Genomic DNA, 19,538 nt, shown 5'->3' with positions numbered 1-19,538 from the left:
GGTGTGTTTCGTCAACCTCTCGTTTCACAAAACAGCATCCGTTCGTTTCACACGTCAGCGTGAAGATTCTTCACGCACGAGCGTCGCCCTGGCACCAATCCTTTCTTCTCCTACAACTCCCCGCGCATGAGCGCGTGCTTGACCCTGTACGACTCCCTGTCGTAGGTGACGAGCCTGCCGTGGTGGACGATGCGGTCCATCATCGCCTTGGCCATGTCGTCGTCGGCAAGGATCTCGCCCCATCCGGAGAACTCGATGTTGGTGGTGAGGATGAGCGCGATCCGCTCGTAGCACATCGACACCACCCGGAACAGAAGCCTTGCCCCGTCGGGATCGGTGGGAAGGTACCCCCACTCGTCCAGGATGACGAGGTCGCACCTGCCGAGCCTCCTGAGCGCGTCCTGTGCCGTCCCCTCCTTGTTCGCACGCCCCAGCTCGCTTACCAGCTCCGCCGTCGACCAGAACGCGACTTTTCTGCCCTCACCGCAGGCGAGCGGCCCCAAGGCTATCGCGGTATGGGTCCTGCCATTGCCTGGTCCCCCGAAGAGCACCAGGTCCTCGTGGGCGTCGATGAAGGCAAGCGAGGGCATGTCGTCCCTCGTGAAGCCGCGGGGAAACACGATCCCCGACCATTCGAAGCCATCGAGGCCCTTCTGCGAGGGAAAGCTCGCCTGCCGCTTGGGGCGCGCTATCCGGCTTTGGTGCCTGAGCGCGTACCCCCTTGCGAGCGCATCCTCGAAGAACGCGAACTGCCCATCGGTGGCCGTCTCGGCCACGTAGCGCATCGTCGCCTTCGACAGCAGGACGGAGCCACCCTCGCGCTCGGCGCGCTCCAGCCTCTCGTAGCGCGCATCGACCCTCTGCGGCAGCCTGGCCATCCCGATCGCCTCCCCCGAGCATGAAGCCGTCGTAGTCGGCGAGCCTGGTGCCCAGCTCGCGCGCCGCCTTGGCTCTGGTGCCTTGCGCGCGGATCCTGGCGCAGCACGTCTCGACATCGGCGGGGCGCATCTTGCTGGTGGCCCGCAGCGCCCCGGAGAACGCCTGGGCGGTGATCCCCACGCCATAGGCTTGTGCGAGCCTCGGGATCACCTCGACCCGGCCTTCCAGCTCGTCGGTCGCCATGGAGCCGAAGGCGTCCCTCGCATCCTCGTCGAACAGCGCGCACACGCTGGGCTGCGTGAGGGCGCGTGTCTTCATCGAAAGCGGTTCGAGCAGTGCCAGCGGGTCCTCGTCGGAGGTGAAGAGCTTGCCGGAGCGCCTGCGGTAGGTCCTTGGCGGCGTCCCGTCAGGGGCGTCCATCTCCACCGTGAAGGCGCGCACGCCCACCGTGAGCGAAACACATGCGAGTGAGGGTGACGCCAGGTGGCGATGGCAGCCGTCCAAGGTGATCCTTCCGTAGCCGTCGGTCGTGCACGACGCCCACTTGACGACGTCGAAGGGCTTTTTTGGGAGAGGCAGAAGATGCGCCTTGTCAACCTGGAAGGGGGCGGCCCAGCCGAGTCCCTTCTCGTAGTGGAGCTGCTCTTCGGAATGGGCGTCAAGCGTCTCGGCAAGCCCTCGGCTGTAGTCTCGAAGGTCGTCCGCCTCGGGCACGGGCACGAAGAGGTTCCTCCTGGTGCAGCCGACCTTGCCCTCGACGCTTCCCTTCCCCTTGCCGGCGTTCGGGTTGCAGAAGCGGGCCGTGAAGCCGTAGTGCAGCCTGAGCCGGCGGAAGAGGTCGGACTCCACGATCACGTCGCGCCACCTCCTCCCGGCCTCGGTGGCGTTGTCGAGCGCGATGACGGGGGGGACGCCCCCGATGTGCTCGAAGCAGTCCTTGAGCCCCTGGCAGACGCAGACGTCCTTCTCGTCCGCGAAGGCCTCGCACACCTCGTGGTCGGAGTACGGGAAGGACATCGGCAGGCAGTGCATCCTTGCCCTGCCGCCGCCGAGGGCATAATCGAAGTCGGCCTGCCCGAAGTCGGCCTGCATGGTGCCCGGGTCCCATCCGAGCCTCACCGACTCGCCCCTCGGCCCCTTGGAGCGAATCTCCTTCATGTAGCGCTGCACCGTGGAGTGGCTGCCGCTAAGGCCATGCTCCGCGCGCAGCCTCCCGAAGACGCGCCTGGCCGTGTGGCGCTGCTTGTGGTGGCAGTGGCGGTCCTCCTCGAGCGTCTCGCCGATGGGGGCCTTGTGGGGATCGAGCTCGCTCGGGTGCTCCGAGGCCTTGGGCCTTTGGGGCGAGAAGTCGTCTTCCTGAGCGTACTTCCTGATCGTTGGGTACGGCACTCCGAGGGTCCCCTTCACCTCCGTCGGCGTATAGCCATCCGCGAGCATGTCGCGCATCCTCTCTATCTGGGACATGTCCAGCATCTTCCTTTCCTGCCTCTCGACCCGTGGGTTGGGCCCTGCGAATCGAGCATGGCAATGTGTGCGGTGCCAGGACGTGTCCCCCTTGCCTATCTGTGAAACTTTTTCATGCTCACGAGTGAAAAGCCGCTCTGCTTTTTTGTGCAATTAGGAGGCTATCAAACACAACTGGCGGGAGCGCTAGAGTCAGGTGGCCCAGCCCCTGGCGGTGCCCATGCTCCCATGAGGTCATGGCGGGCTTCCGGGATGCCCGCGGCAGGGCGTGGCAGGTCTTTTGCGGCCCAGTCTGCGGGACGGCGGTTGGTGTGTGGGTCAGCGTCCTGCCGCGAGCCAATGTTCCCGGGGCGTATGCCCTACAGCCGACCCTGTGGGAAAGCTCCTGCCGAATCAACCGCGGTGTCATTGTCAGCGTTGGTGTAAGGGCGCGCATGGAAGGGAGTTTCCAATCTCGCGCGAGAGCGCACCAGGGCTGTTTTGTTTCTAGTTGCACGCTCCGTCCTTACGCCGCCGTTCAAGACACCTAGAGCCAGAATGAGCCACGTCTGATTGTCCGTCATCAGTCATCTGCTCCAATTACGCTCCACATTTACCTTCTCTTTCTCCAAGAACGCATCGTACAAATCTATGTGAAGCAAATTGCACAACGACACAAGCACGATGAAAACGTCGGCAACCTCCGATTCGACTGAGTCATAGCTGGCTATGCGCGTATAGTCAATTGAACTTGATGCGTCCTCTTTTCTAATCGCTTTTGCAAGTTCGCCAACCTCTTCGAGCAGCAAGAGCATTTTTTCCTTTACCCCTTGACCGTCAAAACCGCGCAAGGAAAAGCAGGATTCCAAATAAGCCTGTATTGTTCCCAGCGAAGCCTCCTTTGTCAGCTTTCGCAGCAACTCAACTTGTTCGTTTTTCATAGGTCCCTCCTTTGTGACAAACGCAGGCCACCGCCCCTTGGCCAAAATCGGCATTTGGAAGTTATGTCTATCTCGCTCAGCTCCCAGGGCATGGGATACGATCCTTAACAAAGAGTTATCGAAGACCCACCAAGTGCTGTCGAGGTTCGTGCAGGACTTGGAAGCTATCTCCTCGCGTAGAGGAAGAGCATGCCCGGGACTTATCAGAACATGTTCTGCTTAGGCTTGAGGGATGCCCACTGTGCTCGAATGAGATTGTTAATTGACCCAGCTTCTTTCCCGGGGACATGATTGAACGCTGCCAGGCGCAGGGGACTTCGCGGCATCCGATGGCGATGCAATCACGCTGACCCTGCAATTGCAATATCAGGCCAGCAGTATCAGGCGCAGCAGAACCAGGCCCAATAGGAACAGGCGCAGAACGATTCGCCTGCGCCGAAGTCCGAGGAGTCCGCGCAGGTAGCGGAGCAGAGATCGCCATCCGCCCCCACAGACGGCCGATGCCGCCAATCCTGGGCTGTGAGCGTGCATGATGGCACTTGCGCCCCGCAATCGTCTCTTCCGCCGTCCTCGGGAGGAGATGTAGGGAGTAGGCTGCTACGGTCCTGCAGCCAAGAGGGGAGGACGGATGGGTCTATCTCCGGTATGGGTGCCCGCCCTCTCTGCACCTTCATGCTCCTGTCCCTTATCGGCCTTTTCTTCGAGATGGTGCGAGAAGGGCTCCTGCGGAAGCGGGGCACGGGATGGAGGCTCCTTATGGCGGCGGATGCCATCGACCTTCCTGCGATTCTTGCCGTCCCCGAGGTCGCGAGCGGGGGTGTCGCGCTCGCGTACATGCTCGTGGGACTTGCGAGCCCTGGCACCTATGCGTTCGCTTGGGGTATCGACAGGGCAATCCTCGTGTGCGGGCGCTGCATGGCACAGATAATGGCCACAATCACCGGTTCCCGCACCGTGCATGTTGGCAGGTCCACCACATACCTGTTCACCACCATGTTTGACTACCAGGGCCAGACGCACAAGGCCGACGAGCGGGGCGGCAGCGTCACCCGCGCCGTCGCCGGCTACTGTTCCTCTGAGCCGTCGGCTGCAAGCGCCGATCGAGAGCCCAGTGGGGAAGGGTCGGGAGCATCTTGGCGTGGGGGATGCCTGCCACGTTTCTTGTCAACCCGTGCAAGCCGACTGAGGCAATGTATGCAAGCGAGTACAACGTTGCGGAAGGCGTCGCCTCTGACCTGTTCGGGGTCTTCATGACGCTGTCCTGCGGCTTATGCCTCGCTCGCTTGTTCGTCGCGCTTGCCGCCGCCATTCCTAGGCCTCTTGCGCCGGTCTCAAACGGCCTCATACTGGTTTCAGGCCGACCGGCCTGCGGTCCGCCGTGGCCCTGCCTGCCGGCCTGCGCCCATGGTATTCTCGTAGGCAGATGTTGTTGCTGGATAGGGGGCCCTGGCTGCCGCACGGCGAGCCGTGCGCGGCAAGGCGTCGGGCGGATGCCAAGCCCCTAGCCCGTGGCGGAAAGGAGACCAGCATGGCCAGCGCGTTCCCTGACGGCTTCCTCTGGGGAGGGGCCACGGCGGCAAACCAGCTCGAGGGTGGTTGGGACGCGGGCGGTCGCGGCCCCTCCGTCGACGACCACTTCCTGGGCGGCACGGTGGACACGCCGCGCATGATCACGCTCGGCATCGACCCCACCAGGTTCTATCCCAACCACGACGGCATCGACTTCTACCACCGCTACAAGGAGGATATCGCCCTTTTCGCCGAGATGGGCTTCAACGTCTTCCGCATGTCAATCGCCTGGAGCCGCATCTTCCCCAACGGCGATGACGCCGAGCCCAACGAGGCGGGCCTCGCTTTCTACGACAAGGTCTTCGACGAGCTTGTCGGGCGCGGCATCCAGCCACTGGTCACGCTCTCGCACTACGAGATGCCCTACCACCTGGTCGAGAAGTATAACGGCTGGGAGAGTCGCGAGCTCATCGCCCTCTTCGAGCGTTATGCCAAGACGGTCATCGACCGCTACCACGACCGCGTGAAGCTCTGGATTACCTTCAACGAGATCAACCTCGGCGCCTATGACATGGGCAACCTCTTCGAGACGTCCATGATCCGCGGCTTCGAGGGCCCCGCGTCCGAGGCCTACACCACCGCCCAGCAGCGCTACCAGGCGCTCCACCACCAGTTCGTGGCCTCGGGTCGCGTGATCCGCTACGGGCATGCGACCTACCCTGACCTCAGGTTTGCCAACATGGACTGCTTCATCCTGACCTACCCCATGACCTGCGATCCCGCTGGCGTCCTGCTCAACGAGCGCGAGATGCGCACCCGTAACTGGTACTGCTCGGACGTGCAGGTGCGCGGCGCCTACCCCAGCTACGCCAGGCGCCTCTGGGAGGAGGAGGGCGTCGAGCTTGCGATTGCGGACGGCGACCTGGACGACATCGCGGCCGGCACGATAGACTTCTACACCTTCAGCTACTACATGAGCAACGTCGTCTCCACTCACGAGCACGAGGACACCAAGGGCAACATGACCACGGGCGGCGTGAACCCCTACCTCGAGTCCACCGACTGGGGCTGGCAGATTGACCCGGACGGCCTGCGTTTCTCGCTCAACGAGATCTACGACCGCTACCAGATTCCCCTGATGGTGGTCGAGAACGGCATGGGCGCCCTCGACACGGTGGAGGAGGACGGCTCCATCCACGACGACTACCGCATCGGCTACCTCAGGCGTCATGTGGCCGCCATGCGCGAGGCCGTGGCCGACGGCGTAGACCTCATGGGCTACACCTGGTGGGGCCCAATCGACCTCGTGTCGGCTGGCACGGGCGAGATGCGCAAGCGCTATGGCTTCATCTACGTTGACAAGCACGATGACGGCTCGGGCGACTACTCCCGCCTGCGCAAGGACTCGTTCTTCGCCTACCAGAGGATCATCAAGTCGAACGGCGCCGACGGGCTCGAATAGGGGAGGCCATGGCACGCAGGGTGATCCTCACGGACGTCGATGGCACGCTCGTCGACTACGGAGCTGCGTGCGACAAGAGGCGTGCGCGAGGGACGCAGGGGGGGCCGCCGGAACGTGGGTTCCGACGGCCCCCCTGGTGGCCCTGCCGGCGGCTCGCGTCGGCTTGCACGCCGGTTGTCGGCCTACTTCTGGTAGGCCACGACCTTCTCGCCCGCCTGCGCCGCGCCCTCGTGCACAAGCTCCACGGAGGCGAGGTCGTCGGTGTTGGTGAGCGCCATGATGACCACGGTGTCGTGGCCTGCGGCGGCGATCTTGGCTTTGTCGAAGCTCAGCAGGGGCTTGCCGGCCGTGACGTGGGCGCCCTTGGTGCTAAAGACCTTGAAGCCGTCGCCGTGCATCTCTACGGTGTCAACGCCCACGTGGATGAGCACCTCGGCTCCGCTGTCATCCACGATGCCGAGCGCGTGGAAGTTTGGCGACCCGATGGCGCTCAGCGTGCCCGAGACGGGCGCGTAGACGACCGAGCCCGTGGGCTCGATGCCACAGCCCTTGCCCATGGCACCGCTGCTGAACACGACGTCGCTTACCTGCGCGAGCGGCACGACCGTGCCATCCACCGGGCAGAGGACCTCCCCCGGCTGCGCGCTCACGGCAAGCGCCTCGGGCTTCGCCGGCTTCCTGAACCTGTCGAACAGACCCATGTGCCCCTCCTTCTTCCTGTGACTGGGGATAGCGTTTCTCCTTGGTGGAACGACCTGTCCCCCAGTCTAGACGATGAGCGCCGGGGGAGCGCAGGGAACGGGTGGCCGGATGGGGCCATCTGTCCCCCTGAGAGCGGTCGGAAGCGTCGGCTCGCAGGCGCGCCCAGCGGCCTCCCTACGCGGGAAAGAACGTCGCCAGGACCTTCTCCATCGTGATGCCGCCAAACAAGCCCCCCGATTGCATGCCGCTCCAGGACCTCGCGAACGGTATCCCTCCGGTAGGGGCAGCCGACGAGTTCGTCCGTCAGCGTCCCAAGGGGCACCAGGGAGAGGAAGTCGTCGAAGAACCGGATGTCGCCAATCCGCTCCCGTGTGATGGAGGCCTGCACCTCCAGCTCGCCGCCGTTCTGCCAGCTCCTGTTGCGCAGGCCATAGACTGGGGAGCGTCCAAAGACCTATTCCCAGGTGTCGTACTTCTCGGCCTTCAGGCGACGGACCAGGTCCAGCTCCCCATCGTCCAGCTCGTCGGGCACGAGGCCGTCCCCCGCCAGGGCATGTCTCACATAAGCACAGAGTTCGGGGAGGGCTATGTCGCAGCCCTTCCGCGCCAGGCACGCATGGATGTTGCCGATCCTGCCTCGGACGGACTAGGCGCGCTTTGCGCGGAACTTCTGGGGGTCCACCCCCAAGACGCCGGCGATGAGGGACGGATCCGAGTCGAAAAGAAGCGTCCCATGATGGAGGGCCCTTCCCCTAGCCAACCGCTGCGCCGTTCCCGACACCTTTCTCCCATCGACGATGATGTCGTTGCACCCGGAGGCGCATGTGTCGAGGTCCAGCCCGCACAGGGCATCGACGCTGGGCAGGGCGAAGTGCTCCAGCATCAGGTGGCTCGCGTCCCCCGCATCGGCTATGAACGGGTAGTTGAGGTTTCCGAGGTCATGGTAGACTGGCGCCGCTACCCGTCGTGTGACGGGCGATCCCGGTGTCGTGCTCGCGGACGAAGCGTTGGCCGATCTCTGCCTCCGCGCCCTGGTTCTGTTCCAGGACGATGGTGTTGTCGTTCTGCCAGGGCATCAGGTAGGTGGCATCGCGGCGGCTCAGGAGGACGTGCTCCTCAAACGCCAGGTTGAAGTTTGGGTCCACGGATCCCGTTTCGAGGTATCCGACGATGCCGGTCATGGCAGCTCCCCTCTCCTGGTCGTTGCATCCCCCTTCGGGTCCGCAGGCGGGGTCCGTCGAGGGGTGGTCGAGCGCTTCGCGAGACGCCCGTGCGTGGGTGGCACCTGTTCCCCGCAGACCCGCGCACGTTGTGGGGCGGGACCCTGGCGTGGCTAGTCGGCCTTCTGCAGGCGCGCCACGCTCAGGCGCTCCACGAGTTCGAGGTTCATTGAGATGCGTACCGTGTTGCCATCGGTCTTGCCCTTGATGATGTTCGAGAGGCGCTGTACCGCCGTCGCCCCCATGCATTCCTTTGGAACCCCCATCGTCGTGAGGGGAGGGTTGAAGAAGCTGCTTGTGTAGATGTTATCAAACCCCATGACCGATACGTCTTCGGGCACGCGGATGCCATGGTCCTGGAGGGCGCGGATGCAGCCCGATGCAATGAGGTCGTTATCGGCGAAGAACGCCGTGGGCAGCTTGGGGCTGGTGTCAAGGTAGGCAAGCATATCCATGCAGGCGGCATCCATCGTCGGGCCCACGCGCACGATGGTGTTCTGGGCGGGATCCGAGGAGCGCCCTATGTCTCCCATGGCAGAGAGGAATCCCTGTTGGCGCTCGAGAAAATTGCGGATGTCCACCTTCGAGTGGAGGTAGCCGATGTCGGTGTGCCCCATACCGTGAAGGTACCGCACGGCCTCCCAGGCACCACGGCTGTTGTCGATGACGACGGAGTCGAGGTTCTTGGTGGGAAACCAGCTGTCCAAAAGGACGATGGGCACGCCAAGGCGCTCGAACTGCGATACCTCGCGTGCGCGCATCTCGGTCGCAAGCAGCAGTATGCCTGCGCACTTGATGGATTGCAGCGCCTTGAGCTGCTCCGAGGCATGCTCATGCTCATAGAAGTATGAGATGGAGAGGCGGTGGTAGCCGTTGCGGTATGTGGCATCCGAGGCGCCCTTGATGAGGGCCTCGAAGAAGGGCGTCTCCCGCACCACCTTTCCGTGCTGCTTATAGATGATGAACAGGAGGGTGCTCGTCTTGCGATGAACTCCCCCCGACGCGCGCTCGAGCCCCATCTCCTTCGCAATCCGGAGGACGCGCTCGCGTGTCTGTGCCCCGACGCCTGGCTTGTTTCTCAGTACGAGCGAGACGGTCGCAGGGGAGACGCCTGCCTCGCGTGCCACATCCCGTGATGTCACCCTTGCTGTGCCGGACATGCGCTTCCCTTCGTCGAGATACGGCGGCCAACTCCCGGCGGCACCTATAGTTTAGTACTAAATATTTAGTAAATATTTTTCACTTATTTACTAATCGTTCAAAGAGCATACCATGAATGCAAGCATACGATATCGTGCTGATTCAGTCGGAAGGGTCAGGGAGAGGCATGGACACCATTCGCATCGGATATGCGCCTACCCGCAGGAGCATCTTCTCCGCTCCGGACGCCAGACGGTATCGCACGATCATCGCGGACAGGCTGACCGAGCTAAACGTTGAGTTCGTGGACATCGACGACATCAATGATGAGGGACTCCTCTTCGACGAGGATGACCGCATCAGGGTGCTGGAGAAGTTCCGCGCCGCGGGGGTTGACGGCCTGTTCCTCCCGCACTGCAACTTCGGCACCGAGTTCATCTGCGCGCGCCTTGCCAAGGACCTCGGAAAGCCCGTCCTCCTGTGGGGCCCGCTTGACGAGCGGCCTGAGCCCAACGGCGTGCGCCTGCGTGACACCCAGTGCGGCCTCTTCGCCACGGGCAAGGTGCTTCGCCGCTTCCAGGTGCCCTTCACCTACCTGACCAACTGCCGGGTGGATGACCCCGTCTTCGAGCGAGGCCTGCGCGACTTCCTTGCCGTCTGCAACGTGGTGAGGGCCTTCCGGGCCGCCCGCATCCTGCAGATAGGTCCCAGGCCCTACGAGTTCTACTCCACCATGTGCAACGAGGGCGAGCTGCTGGAACGGTTCAATATCGAGTGCGTGCCTGTGCCCCTCGGCGAGCTCGCGCGTGGCGTGCGGCAGGCCACAGGCGAGGTCACGGGTGACGGCAGCTCTGACGTCGAGGCCCAGCTCGCGTGGATGGGGGAGCACTTCGACCGCGACTGCAGCAGCGAGCAGGCTCAGACCGTGGCCGCCATGGCCGTCGCCATCCGTCGTCTCCTCAAGAGCTACCACTGCACGGCCGGCTGCATCCAGTGCTGGAACGAGCTCCAGCATGAGCTGGGCATCATGCCCTGTGCGGCAAACTCCATCCTCAACGAGGAGGGCACGCCCATCACCTGCGAGACCGATGTGCACGGTGCCATCACCAGCCTGATGGTCGAGGCTGCTGACATGGGCCGCAAGCGCTCCTTCTTCGCTGACTGGACCATCCGTCACCCCGACGAGCCCAATGGCGAACTCCTGCAGCACTGTGGGCCGTGGCCCTGCAGCGTCGCTAGGGAGAGGCCCACGATCACCGTTCCCCTGGCGTTCGATTACAACGGCGCCCTCACGGCCGAGGCCAGGCACGGCAACCTCACGCTGGCGCGTTTCGATGGCGACAACGGCGTATACTCCCTGCTGCTAGGCAACGCCGAGGGCATCGACGGCCCCAAGGGCATGGGCACCTACCTCTGGGTCCGCGTGGCAAACATCAAGCGCCTCGAGGCAAAGATCGTGGAAGGTCCCTACATCCATCATTGTGCCGGCATCCACGACGATGTCGTGCCGGTGCTGTACGAGGCCTGCAAGTACCTGGGCATCACACCCGACCTGTACGACTCGATCGAGGAAGACGTCAAGGCATACCTGAGGGGAGAGTAGGGTGGCGGACATTGCCGAGCTGGAACGCCTGCGCTGGGAGCTGCGCCAGGACTGTGTGGACATCATCATGGCCGGAGGCGGCGGACACATAGGCGGCGACATGTCCGTGATCGATGCCCTCATGGTCCTCTACGAGAACCATCTGAGAATCACGCCTCAGACGGTGGGAGATCCCGACCGCGACCGCTTCGTCCTCTCCAAGGGCCATGCGATGGAGGCCTACTACGCCGTGCTCTGCCACAAGGGTTTCCTCGACCTCGATGACGTGAAGGCACGCTTCTCGAAGTTCAAGAGCCCCTACATCGGACACCCAAACAACGAGCTTCCCGGCATCGAGACGAACTCGGGCTCTCTGGGACATGGCCTTCCCGTCGCTGTGGGTATGGCGCTTGCCGCTCGGATGGACGGCCGCTCCTATCGCACGTATGTGTTCCTTGGCGACGGCGAGCTGGCCGAGGGCTCCGTGTGGGAGGGGGCCATGAGCGGCGGCAGCTATGCCCTCGACAACCTGTGTGCCCTGGTCGATCGCAACCGTCTGCAGATCTCTGGCTCCACTGAGGACGTCATGCGGCAGGACCCCCAACAGGAACGTTGGGCCGCCTTCGGGTGGAATGTGATCTCCATTCCCGGCAACGACCTCACCGCCCTCGACGCCGCTTTCACCCTGGCTCAGAAGGCCAAGGGCAAGCCGACCGTCATCATCGCGAACACCACCAAGGGCTACGGGAGTCCCGTGATGGAGGACAAGGCCGACTGGCACCACAAGCTGCCCAGCGCCGAGGAGTATGCCCACATATCCGCTGATTTCAAGGCCCGAAGGGAGGCTGAGCGTCATGCCTAACACCGTGCCCAACCGCAAGGTAATTTGTGACGTGCTCATGAGACACGCAGCCACCGACAAGGACGTTGTGGTGCTCTGTTCCGATTCCCGCGGGTCGGCCTCGCTCACGCCCTTCTTCGAGCGGTATCCGGAGCAGTCTGTCGAGGTGGGCATTGCCGAGCAGGACCTCGTGGGCATCGCCGCGGGCCTCGCCGCGTGCGGCAAGAAGCCCTATGCCGCCAGCCCCGCAAGCTTCCTCACGACCCGCTCCTACGAGCAGGCAAAGGTCGATTGCGCCTACTCCGACACCAACGTCAAGCTCATTGGCATCTCGGGGGGCGTGAGCTATGGTGCCCTGGGCATGAGCCACCACTCCACCCAGGACATCGCCGCCATGAGCGCCATCCCCAACATGCGCGTGTACCTCCCGAGCGACCGCTTCCAGACGGCACGGCTCTTCGACGCCCTGCTCGAGGACGAGCACCCAGCCTACATCCGCGTGGGCCGCAATCCCGTCGAGGACGTCTATGCCGAGGACTCCTGCCCCTTCCAGATGGATCGGGCCACGGTGGTTCGCGAGGGCACCGATGTGCTGCTTGTGGCCTGCGGTGAGATGGTCCGACCTGCGGTTGTGGCGGCCGATCTCTTGGCTGCGGATGGCGTGAGCGCCACCGTGCTCGACATGTACTGCGTCAAGCCCCTCGACCGCGAGGCCATCATCACGTATGCGCGGGATGCCAAGGTGGTCGTGAGCGTGGAGGAGCATGCGCCCTTCGGTGGCCTGGGCTCGATGGTAGCTCAGGTGGTGGGCGAGGAGTGCCCGAGGCCCTGCGTCACGATGGCACTTCCCGACGCACCGGTCATCACGGGTACCTCATGGGAGGTCTTCGCGCAGTACAACCTGGATGCGCATGGAATCGCCACGCGCGCGCGGGAGCTCCTCGTCAAGGGGGGCTAGTGCCTGGCATCCAGGCTCTTGGTGGGGTGTGAGGCAGGGATGGCCTGCCTGTACAACGAGTTCAGGGGAGGAGCAATCATGAAAGACATTTCGAGGCGCGACTTCTGTAGGGTCTCCGGTGTCATGGGCGCAGGCCTCGGCCTTGCCGCACTGCTTACCGCGTGTGGGGGTGGCTCATCGGACACCTCCCAGCCTGCAAGCTCCGGCTCCGGTGGCGAGCGGGAGGTACTGAAGGGAGGCGGCTCCAACATCATCTATGTCATCACGCCCTCCGTCTCCAACCCCGCCTTCAAGGCCGAGGCCGACGGTGCCACCGACGAGGCGCAGAAGCTGGGCTATGAGGTCAAGGCAAACTCCCACGATGACGACCTCAACAAGCAGTCCGAGCTCTTCGATTCCGCCATCGCCGACAAGGCGGCCGCCATCATCTGTGACAACGCCGGTGCCGATGCGACGGTCGCAGCCGTCCAGAAGGCGGCGGAGGCGGGCATCCCCACCTTCCTAATTGACCGTGAGATCTCCTCGACGGGCGATGCAATCGCCCAGATCATCGCCGACAACAACCAGGGCGCCTCGGACGTGGCCCAGGCCTTCGTGGACGCCATGGGCGAGAGGGGCAACTACGTCGAGCTCAAGGGCAAGGATTCCGACACCAACGCCCATGTGCGCTCCGACGCGTTCCATGCCGTCATCGACCAGTATCCGGACATGAGGATGCTCGATGCCCAGACGGCCAACTGGGAGAAGGATGAGGCCTACAACAAGATGGAGGCCCTCATCCAGACCTATGGCAGCGACATCAACGGCGTCATATCCGGCAACGACACCATGGTCCAGGGCGTCTGTGCGGCCCTCGACTCCGCGGGCATGAGCATCCCCGTCGTCGGTGTCGATGGGTCCGATGAGGTGCGTGACCTCATCAAGCAGGGCAAGGCCACGGCCACCGCGCTCCAGCAGTTCGACGTCATCGCCCGCACCGCCGTCCAGGAGGCCGACGCATACCTCAAGGAGGGTACGATGGGCAAGGATGAGAAGCAACTCATCCCCTGCATCGTCATCACCAAGGACAATGCCGACAAGCTCGACGGCTTCGTCTACACGGAGTAGCGCGACGTCTGCGGCGTCCCTCAGGCAGGTAAGCGGTGGGGACGGGCTCCGTCCGCGGTCCCATCGCCACGGAACCGCGCACGGTGGCTCGTCCCGGCGATGCGGCGTGTCGGCAGGAGGAGGAGAGAAAGATGAGAAGGAGCATGCTCCCGGTCATGGTGAGCGCATTTCTGGTGGGCTCGCTTGCCCTCTTTGGGTGTACGGTAGTGCCCATTGGCCAGGAGGGCACGTACACGGGTGAGTCCACCTTTGATGCCGCGAGCGACATCGACACCCTGTGGAGCGAGAACGTGCAGTCCGAGATTGGTGGCAACGCACAGGACCTCAACGGGCTGCTGAGCGCGAGCAGCTTGGTCGCCGATGACACGGCGAGCCAGTTCGCAGGCAAGAGCCTCTCCACCTCCTCGAGCGCAGCCGGCAATGCCGTGGTCTATGCGGTCAAGGGGACCGGCACCGTCACCGATGTCATCGCGAAGGCAGCCGATTCGGGGGCATCCTCCAAGGGCTACATCACCATCATGCTCGAAGGCTACGATGGGCCCACCGAGGTCGACATCAACGTCGGCCCCGTCATATCGGACACGTCGTTGCGTGACTACCTCAGCAGCATCAACCTCAACGATTACAGGGACACGACCGAGTGGTCACAGGTCTCCAAGAGTCTCAACGACAAGGCTCAGTCCGAGGTCATCGACCCTGCCGACATAGCCACCATCAAGGGCAGGAGGGTCACCTTCGTGGGCGCCTTCACGGCCAACTCGGCGACAATGAGCAAGATCACCATCACTCCTATCGAGATGGTAGTCGAGTAGGGGTCCACGGACGCTTGGGAAGGAAGTGCGTACGTATGTCAGGCTATAGCTGTCCGGATGATGTGTTCCTGCATGCCGATCGGATTTCAAAGGTGTACCCCGGTACCAAGGCGCTCGACAACGTCTCGTTCGACCTGCTCAAAGGTAAGGTCAATGTCCTGATTGGCGAAAATGGCGCCGGCAAGTCCACGCTGATGAAGATGATTGCCGGCATCGAGCAGCCGTCATCGGGCGCCCTGTACATTGGCGATGCCGAGGTGAGCTTCAAGGACACGACCGAGGCCCGCCGCCACGGCATCGGCATCATCCATCAGGAGCTCAGTCTCTTTCCCAATCTCAACGTGTACCAGAACATCTTCATGAGCAGGGAGCATAAGCGGGGTCTCAGCCTTGATGACGCCTACCACATGAATGCGTCCAAGAAGGTCCTTGACCTCCTGGAGCATCCCATGGACCCCACCACTAGGGTCGGCAGCCTCCGCGTCGGCCAGCAGCAGATGATAGAGATTGCCCGCGAGCTGGTCGATGACGATCTCCAGGTGCTCATCATGGACGAGCCCACCTCGTCACTGTCGCAGCAAGAGGTGCAGGTCCTCTTCAAGATCATGCGCGGCCTCACGGCTGGCGGCCTCTCCATCGTCTACATCTCCCATCGTCTCGAGGAGGTCATGGAGATCGGCGATCACGTCACCATCCTGCGCGACGGCAAGTATGTGGACGACGCTGACGTCAAGGACATCAGCATCAGCTGGATCGTCCAGAAGATGACCGGTGGCGAGAAGCAGTACCCCAAGCGTGACCGCGTCGTCGATTGGGACGCGCAACCCAAGGTCCTCGAGGTCAGCGACCTCTGCCTGCCCAAGCCTGGCGGGGGGTACCTCGTCGATCACGTGAGCTTCGACCTCAGGAAGGGCGAGGTGCTGGGCATTTACGGCCTTTTGGGCGCCGGACGCACCGAGGTGTTCGAGTGCATCATGGGGCTGCGTCCCGAGCACACGGGAACGATCAGGCTCAACGGTAGGCCCATCACCATCGGTAGCGTCTCGCAGATGATCGACGCAGGCATCTCGCTCATCCCGGAGGATCGCCAGGGGGGCGGCCTGGTCCAGACCTTGGACATCGAGAAGAACGTGTCCCTTGCGGCACTCAAGCGCTACCGGAAGGGGCCGCTCATCGACTCCGTCACGGAGGGCAGGAGGGTCGACGAGGAGATCCGGGACATCCACATCAAGGTCGCCGACAAGCACCTGCCGATCCTGTCGCTCTCGGGCGGCAATCAGCAAAAGGTCGTCATCGCCAAGGGGCTGCTCACCGAGCCACAGATCCTGCTCATGGACGAGCCGTCCCGCGGCATCGACATCGGGGCCAAGACCGAGGTCTACGAGATAATTGACAAGTATGCCAGGCAGGGGCTCTCGATCATCGTCATCTCCTCTGAGCTCGAGGAGATCATAGCCATTTCCGACCGCATTCTCGTCCTCTCGAACGGCAGGCTCACGGGCGAGTTCGCGGGGGGCCACATCGACAAGGATGCGCTGGCGCTCGCTTCCTACAAGGGACACCATGCTGTGAAGGCAGGGAAGGAGAACTAGACATGGCAGCTGAAACTAAGAAGGCCTCGGGGGGCACCAACAACCTGCTGATGGTGCTGCTGAACGGCCGAACCCTCATCGTGCTGGTCGTTCTCATGATCTTCTTCAGCCTTGCCACTCCCAACTTCTTCACGGCAGGGTCGCTCCTCTCCGTGGCCAAGCACGTGGCACTCTATGGCATCCTCGCCATTGGCATGACGTTCGTCATCATCACGGGGGGCATTGACCTCTCGGTGGGAGCGGTGGTCGGCCTCGCCGGCATGGTCTCGGCGGGCTTCGTACAGGAGGGTCTGACCCTCACCTTTGCGGGTGTGACGATCTACTTCAGCGTGCCCGTTGTGGTGCTGCTCACCCTGCTCATGGGTGTCGTGCTGGGGATGCTGAACGGTCTCGTCATCACGAAGCTGGGCGTCGCCCCCTTCATCGCCACGCTGGGCACCATGTACGTCTGGCGAGGCTTCGCCAACATCCGCTCCAATGGGGCGACGTTCTCCAGCATCTCGGGACATGTCGGGCTCGGCAACACGGGATACGGCTTCTTTGCCTCGAGCGTCTTGGGCATCCCCATGGGCGTCATCATCTTTGCGATCTTTGCCGTCATTGCGGGCATCGTGCTCAAGAAGACGGCCTTTGGCTGGCACGTGCTGGCAATCGGTGGCAACCAGAACGCGGCGCGCCTTTCGGGCATCAAGGTCGACCGCAACCTCATCATCGTCTATGCCATCTCGGGCTTCTGCGCCGCCATGGTCGGCATCATCACCACCTCGCAGCTCATGGGCGCCAACCCCTCTACCGGCACCTCTTGGGAGATGAACGCCATCGCGGCGTCCGTCCTGGGTGGTACCTCCATGGCGGGTGGCGTAGGTACCATCCTTGGCACCGTCGAGGGTGCCTTCGTCATCGGCGTCATCAACGATGGTATGGCCATGTGTGGCGTCACGGAGTTCTGGCAGCAGGTCATACGTGGCATCGTGATCATCATTGCCGTCGTCATCGACCAAGTCCAGCGCAACCTTCAGGCGCGCATGGCCCTGCAGGCGCGCAACGAGGGCAAGGGCGTCGCGGGTGACGATGGGGCCGTCGGACCCACATCGGCATAGCCACCAGACATCATGCCGCCATGTCCCAGGGGGCATGCGAGCTCCGGGCGGCGTCATGGCCCGCATGTGGCCTCGTGGCACGCCCCGCGTCAAAGGCGTCAAAGGAGGAAGAGCATGAAGAAGAGGGGCATTCTCAACGTCCAGCTTGCCGGTCTGCTGGCCGGCTTGGGGCACAAGGACACCTACATGATTGCCGACGCCGGCATGCCCATCCCGAGGGGGGTCGAGGTCGCAGACCTTGCCGTCATCGGCGGTGTGCCTACGTTTCAGCAGGTCATGGATGCCGTGATGGACGAGTGTGCGGTTGAGCGCTATGTCCTCGCCGAGGAGATCAGGGAGGCAAACCCCCATCTCCATGAGTACATACTCCGCAAGCTCGATGGGGTCGAGCACGACTACGTTGCGCACCGTGACCTCAAGGCAGCAGAGGTCACCTGTAAGTTTGTGATTCGTACCGGCGAGTTCTCCCCCTATCCCAACATCCTTCTGACGGCTGCCTGTGCGTTCTAGGACAGCGTGTCGATAGTGCATGACGCACGATTGGAGAGCCCATGAGGATTCTCGATTTTGGATCCCTCAACATAGACTACGTCTATGGCGTCGACCACATCGTCGCGCCGGGAGAGACGCTCGCCTCGACGCAGCGCAGCGTCTTCCCTGGCGGCAAGGGACTCAACCAGGCCGTGGCACTTGCCCGCGCGGGTGCGCGGGTATGGCAGGCGGGGATGGGGGGTCCCGAGGGGGGGCTGCTGCTGGACGTCTGCAGGGACGCAGGCGTCGACACGCACCTCGTCGGTCACAGCGACGTAGTCACGGGGCATACGGTCATACAGGTGGATGCGAAGGGGCAGAACTGCATCCTGCTCTATGGGGGCGCCAATCGGCAGGTGGACGAGGGCTACGTGGATCAGGTGCTCGCCCAGTTCTCGGCGGGGGACTACCTTGTCCTCCAGAACGAGATTTCATGCCTCGCCTACCTTGTTGATCGCGCGTGTGCCTTGGGCATGAAGGTCATCCTGAACCCCTCGCCGTACGATGACGCGCTACGTGCCATCGACCTGGGCAAGGTGTCACTGTTCGTCCTCAACGAGATCGAGGGGGCACAGATCTCGGGCGGCTCAACGGATCCGGCCGATGTGCTTTGGCGGCTGGGGGAGCAGTACCCCCAGGCCGAGGTGGTGCTCACCCTCGGTTCCAGGGGGTCGGTGTACCAGTGTGGCGGGCATCGCTATGAGCAGGGCATCTTCGAGGTTGAGGTCGTCGACACCACTGCTGCGGGGGATACGTTCACGGGCTACTTCGTGTGGGCGCGAAGCGTTGGCAAGCCGGTGCCGGAGGCCCTGGCGCTGGCCGCCAAGGCGTCTGCGATGGCGGTGTCGCGGCAGGGGGCGGCGCCGTCCATCCCCACGATGGCACAGGTCCGGGCAAGCTCGCTGGGCTAGTGCTTGTGCCTGCGGAGCGGTCTCGACGGGCGGGGGTTGTTGAGGCGTTCCGCCTTGGCGTTGGCGAGCCGTTGTCGGGCGATGCGAAACTTCTCTGCGGCCTCAGGATGCTCGGCGGCCGCCCTGAAGCAGATGACCAGGTAGACAAGGGCGAGTGCGAAGTTGAGGACGGAGAGGTACAGGGCGCCTCCCTCAAGGGAGAAGACGGCCGTGCTGCCCGGGACCGTCATGAGCACGATGTCGAGGAAGGTGAAGAGAAGGGGGACGAACGCCCAGCCATGGGACACGCGGGGGAGTCGGCTCGCGTCGACGCCCGCACGGATGCCCTCGATGGCGGTTGCCAGAAACGCCACCAGGCGCACGAGGGACATGAGGGCGTCCGATTGACGGTAGCCAAAGAGGCTCCAGGCTCCATTGCCTGCAGCGAGGTACGCGAACGACCATGCGATCGACAGGGCCGAGGCGACGATCAGCACGTTTTGGAAGCGGGAGCGCGCCGTGTGGAGGAGCACAATGAACCTGCGGAACGACGAGCGGATGCTGGCTGACGAGCGCAGGCCGTTGTCAGTGGCCATGGGTGAGGAGGGAGGCTCAACGCCATCGCCCGTTGCCATGACCCGCTCCCGCTCGAGCGCTCTCGTGGCGCGCAGTCTCCGTCGATGCTTGCGTCTGCTCTGTCGTGACATGAAGGCTCCCTTGGGCGTGGGTCGTGACGCCCTGTGTGTCGGGCGCCGGAGCGGTTGGTTCGATTCTAGACAATTGTGGCACCATCGGGATGACGAACGCGCTCGGACAGGCATGCGCCATG

18 protein-coding genes and 2 pseudogenes are annotated in these 19,538 nt (G+C 63.4%); 11 read left to right on the top strand and 9 right to left on the bottom strand.

Annotated elements, in window-relative coordinates; translation table 11 throughout:
* Positions 1-110 precede the first annotated feature (110 nt).
* From istB to E0E00_RS10395, 3 genes and pseudogenes are all read right to left on the bottom strand, one after another.
* Positions 111-785 (bottom strand): IS21-like element helper ATPase IstB, encoded by a 675-nt coding sequence (istB, locus tag E0E00_RS10405; RefSeq protein WP_130811800.1) that lies wholly within the window; start codon positions 783-785, stop codon positions 111-113.
* 670 nt (positions 786-1,455) lie between these two features.
* A pseudogene (istA, locus tag E0E00_RS15065) lies at positions 1,456-2,316 on the bottom strand (IS21 family transposase); the annotation flags it as partial.
* A 593-nt stretch (positions 2,317-2,909) separates the two neighbouring features.
* Positions 2,910-3,263 carry a MazG nucleotide pyrophosphohydrolase domain-containing protein gene (locus E0E00_RS10395; protein ID WP_130812432.1) on the bottom strand — a complete coding sequence of 118 codons (354 nt, stop codon included), beginning with the start codon at positions 3,261-3,263 and terminating at the stop codon, positions 2,910-2,912.
* Positions 3,264-3,908: 645 nt separating this feature from the next.
* Between E0E00_RS10395 and E0E00_RS10390 the strand changes: the two genes are divergently transcribed.
* Together E0E00_RS10390 and E0E00_RS10385 are read left to right on the top strand one after the other, a co-directional pair.
* Entirely contained in the window at positions 3,909-4,517 is a 609-nt protein-coding gene (locus tag E0E00_RS10390; RefSeq protein ID WP_130812431.1) for a hypothetical protein, read from the top strand.
* Positions 4,518-4,791: 274 nt separating this feature from the next.
* Positions 4,792-6,234: a glycoside hydrolase family 1 protein gene (locus E0E00_RS10385; RefSeq protein ID WP_130812430.1), complete on the top strand. Its 1,443-nt coding sequence runs from the start codon at positions 4,792-4,794 to the stop codon at positions 6,232-6,234.
* 182 nt (positions 6,235-6,416) lie between these two features.
* On the opposite strand, the gene E0E00_RS10380 is transcribed toward E0E00_RS10385, so the two are convergent.
* The 5 genes and pseudogenes from E0E00_RS10380 to E0E00_RS10370 all read right to left on the bottom strand — a co-directional run bounded on the left by E0E00_RS10380 (position 6,417) and on the right by E0E00_RS10370 (position 9,316).
* Complete coding sequence (locus tag E0E00_RS10380; protein WP_130812429.1) at positions 6,417-6,935, bottom strand: PTS glucose transporter subunit IIA; 519 nt, start codon at positions 6,933-6,935, stop codon at positions 6,417-6,419.
* A pseudogene (locus E0E00_RS15415) lies at positions 6,881-7,366 on the bottom strand (lipoate protein ligase C-terminal domain-containing protein); the annotation flags it as partial. The gene E0E00_RS10380 and the pseudogene E0E00_RS15415, both read right to left, overlap by 55 nt.
* A gap of 216 nt (positions 7,367-7,582) precedes the next feature.
* Complete coding sequence (locus E0E00_RS14435; protein WP_371683403.1) at positions 7,583-7,849, bottom strand: biotin/lipoate A/B protein ligase family protein; 267 nt, start codon at positions 7,847-7,849, stop codon at positions 7,583-7,585.
* Positions 7,850-7,874: 25 nt separating this feature from the next.
* Positions 7,875-8,117: a lipoate--protein ligase family protein gene (locus E0E00_RS14430; RefSeq protein WP_165443661.1), complete on the bottom strand. Its 243-nt coding sequence runs from the start codon at positions 8,115-8,117 to the stop codon at positions 7,875-7,877.
* Between the two features lie 152 nt (positions 8,118-8,269).
* The gene (locus E0E00_RS10370) at positions 8,270-9,316 is read right to left on the bottom strand and encodes a substrate-binding domain-containing protein (protein ID WP_130812428.1); all 1,047 of its coding nucleotides are present in this window, start codon (positions 9,314-9,316) and stop codon (positions 8,270-8,272) included.
* 167 nt (positions 9,317-9,483) lie between these two features.
* Between E0E00_RS10370 and E0E00_RS10365 the strand changes: the two genes are divergently transcribed.
* The 9 genes from E0E00_RS10365 to E0E00_RS10325 all read left to right on the top strand — a co-directional run bounded on the left by E0E00_RS10365 (position 9,484) and on the right by E0E00_RS10325 (position 18,730).
* Complete coding sequence (locus E0E00_RS10365; RefSeq protein ID WP_130812427.1) at positions 9,484-10,899, top strand: L-fucose/L-arabinose isomerase family protein; 1,416 nt, start codon at positions 9,484-9,486, stop codon at positions 10,897-10,899.
* Position 10,900: 1 nt separating this feature from the next.
* Positions 10,901-11,740, top strand: coding sequence for a transketolase (locus E0E00_RS10360; RefSeq protein ID WP_207302719.1), 840 nt, complete (start codon positions 10,901-10,903; stop codon positions 11,738-11,740).
* The gene (locus E0E00_RS10355) at positions 11,733-12,677 is read left to right on the top strand and encodes a transketolase family protein (protein ID WP_130812426.1); all 945 of its coding nucleotides are present in this window, start codon (positions 11,733-11,735) and stop codon (positions 12,675-12,677) included. Before E0E00_RS10360 ends, E0E00_RS10355 begins: the two co-directional genes overlap by 8 nt.
* 78 nt (positions 12,678-12,755) lie before the next feature.
* Entirely contained in the window at positions 12,756-13,784 is a 1,029-nt protein-coding gene (locus E0E00_RS10350; RefSeq protein ID WP_130812425.1) for a D-ribose ABC transporter substrate-binding protein, read from the top strand.
* Between the two features lie 131 nt (positions 13,785-13,915).
* On the top strand, positions 13,916-14,596 hold the full coding sequence (locus tag E0E00_RS10345; RefSeq protein WP_130812424.1) for a DUF2291 domain-containing protein: 681 nt from the start codon (positions 13,916-13,918) through the stop codon (positions 14,594-14,596).
* Positions 14,597-14,631: 35 nt separating this feature from the next.
* On the top strand, positions 14,632-16,188 hold the full coding sequence (locus E0E00_RS10340) for a sugar ABC transporter ATP-binding protein (protein ID WP_130812423.1): 1,557 nt from the start codon (positions 14,632-14,634) through the stop codon (positions 16,186-16,188).
* 2 nt (positions 16,189-16,190) lie between these two features.
* Entirely contained in the window at positions 16,191-17,288 is a 1,098-nt protein-coding gene (locus tag E0E00_RS10335) for an ABC transporter permease (RefSeq protein WP_130812422.1), read from the top strand.
* A 114-nt stretch (positions 17,289-17,402) separates the two neighbouring features.
* Entirely contained in the window at positions 17,403-17,798 is a 396-nt protein-coding gene (gene rbsD / locus E0E00_RS10330) for a D-ribose pyranase (RefSeq protein ID WP_130812421.1), read from the top strand.
* 41 nt (positions 17,799-17,839) lie between these two features.
* Positions 17,840-18,730: a ribokinase gene (locus E0E00_RS10325; protein WP_130812420.1), complete on the top strand. Its 891-nt coding sequence runs from the start codon at positions 17,840-17,842 to the stop codon at positions 18,728-18,730.
* On the opposite strand, the gene E0E00_RS10320 is transcribed toward E0E00_RS10325, so the two are convergent.
* Complete coding sequence (locus tag E0E00_RS10320) at positions 18,727-19,344, bottom strand: hypothetical protein (protein ID WP_130812419.1); 618 nt, start codon at positions 19,342-19,344, stop codon at positions 18,727-18,729. The genes E0E00_RS10325 and E0E00_RS10320 overlap by 4 nt on opposite strands.
* Positions 19,345-19,538: the final 194 nt, after the last annotated feature.

The organism is Olsenella sp. Marseille-P4559 (assembly GCF_900605015.1).
GTDB lineage: Bacteria > Actinomycetota > Coriobacteriia > Coriobacteriales > Atopobiaceae > Tractidigestivibacter.
This window is presented reverse-complemented; position numbering and strand designations above follow the sequence as displayed.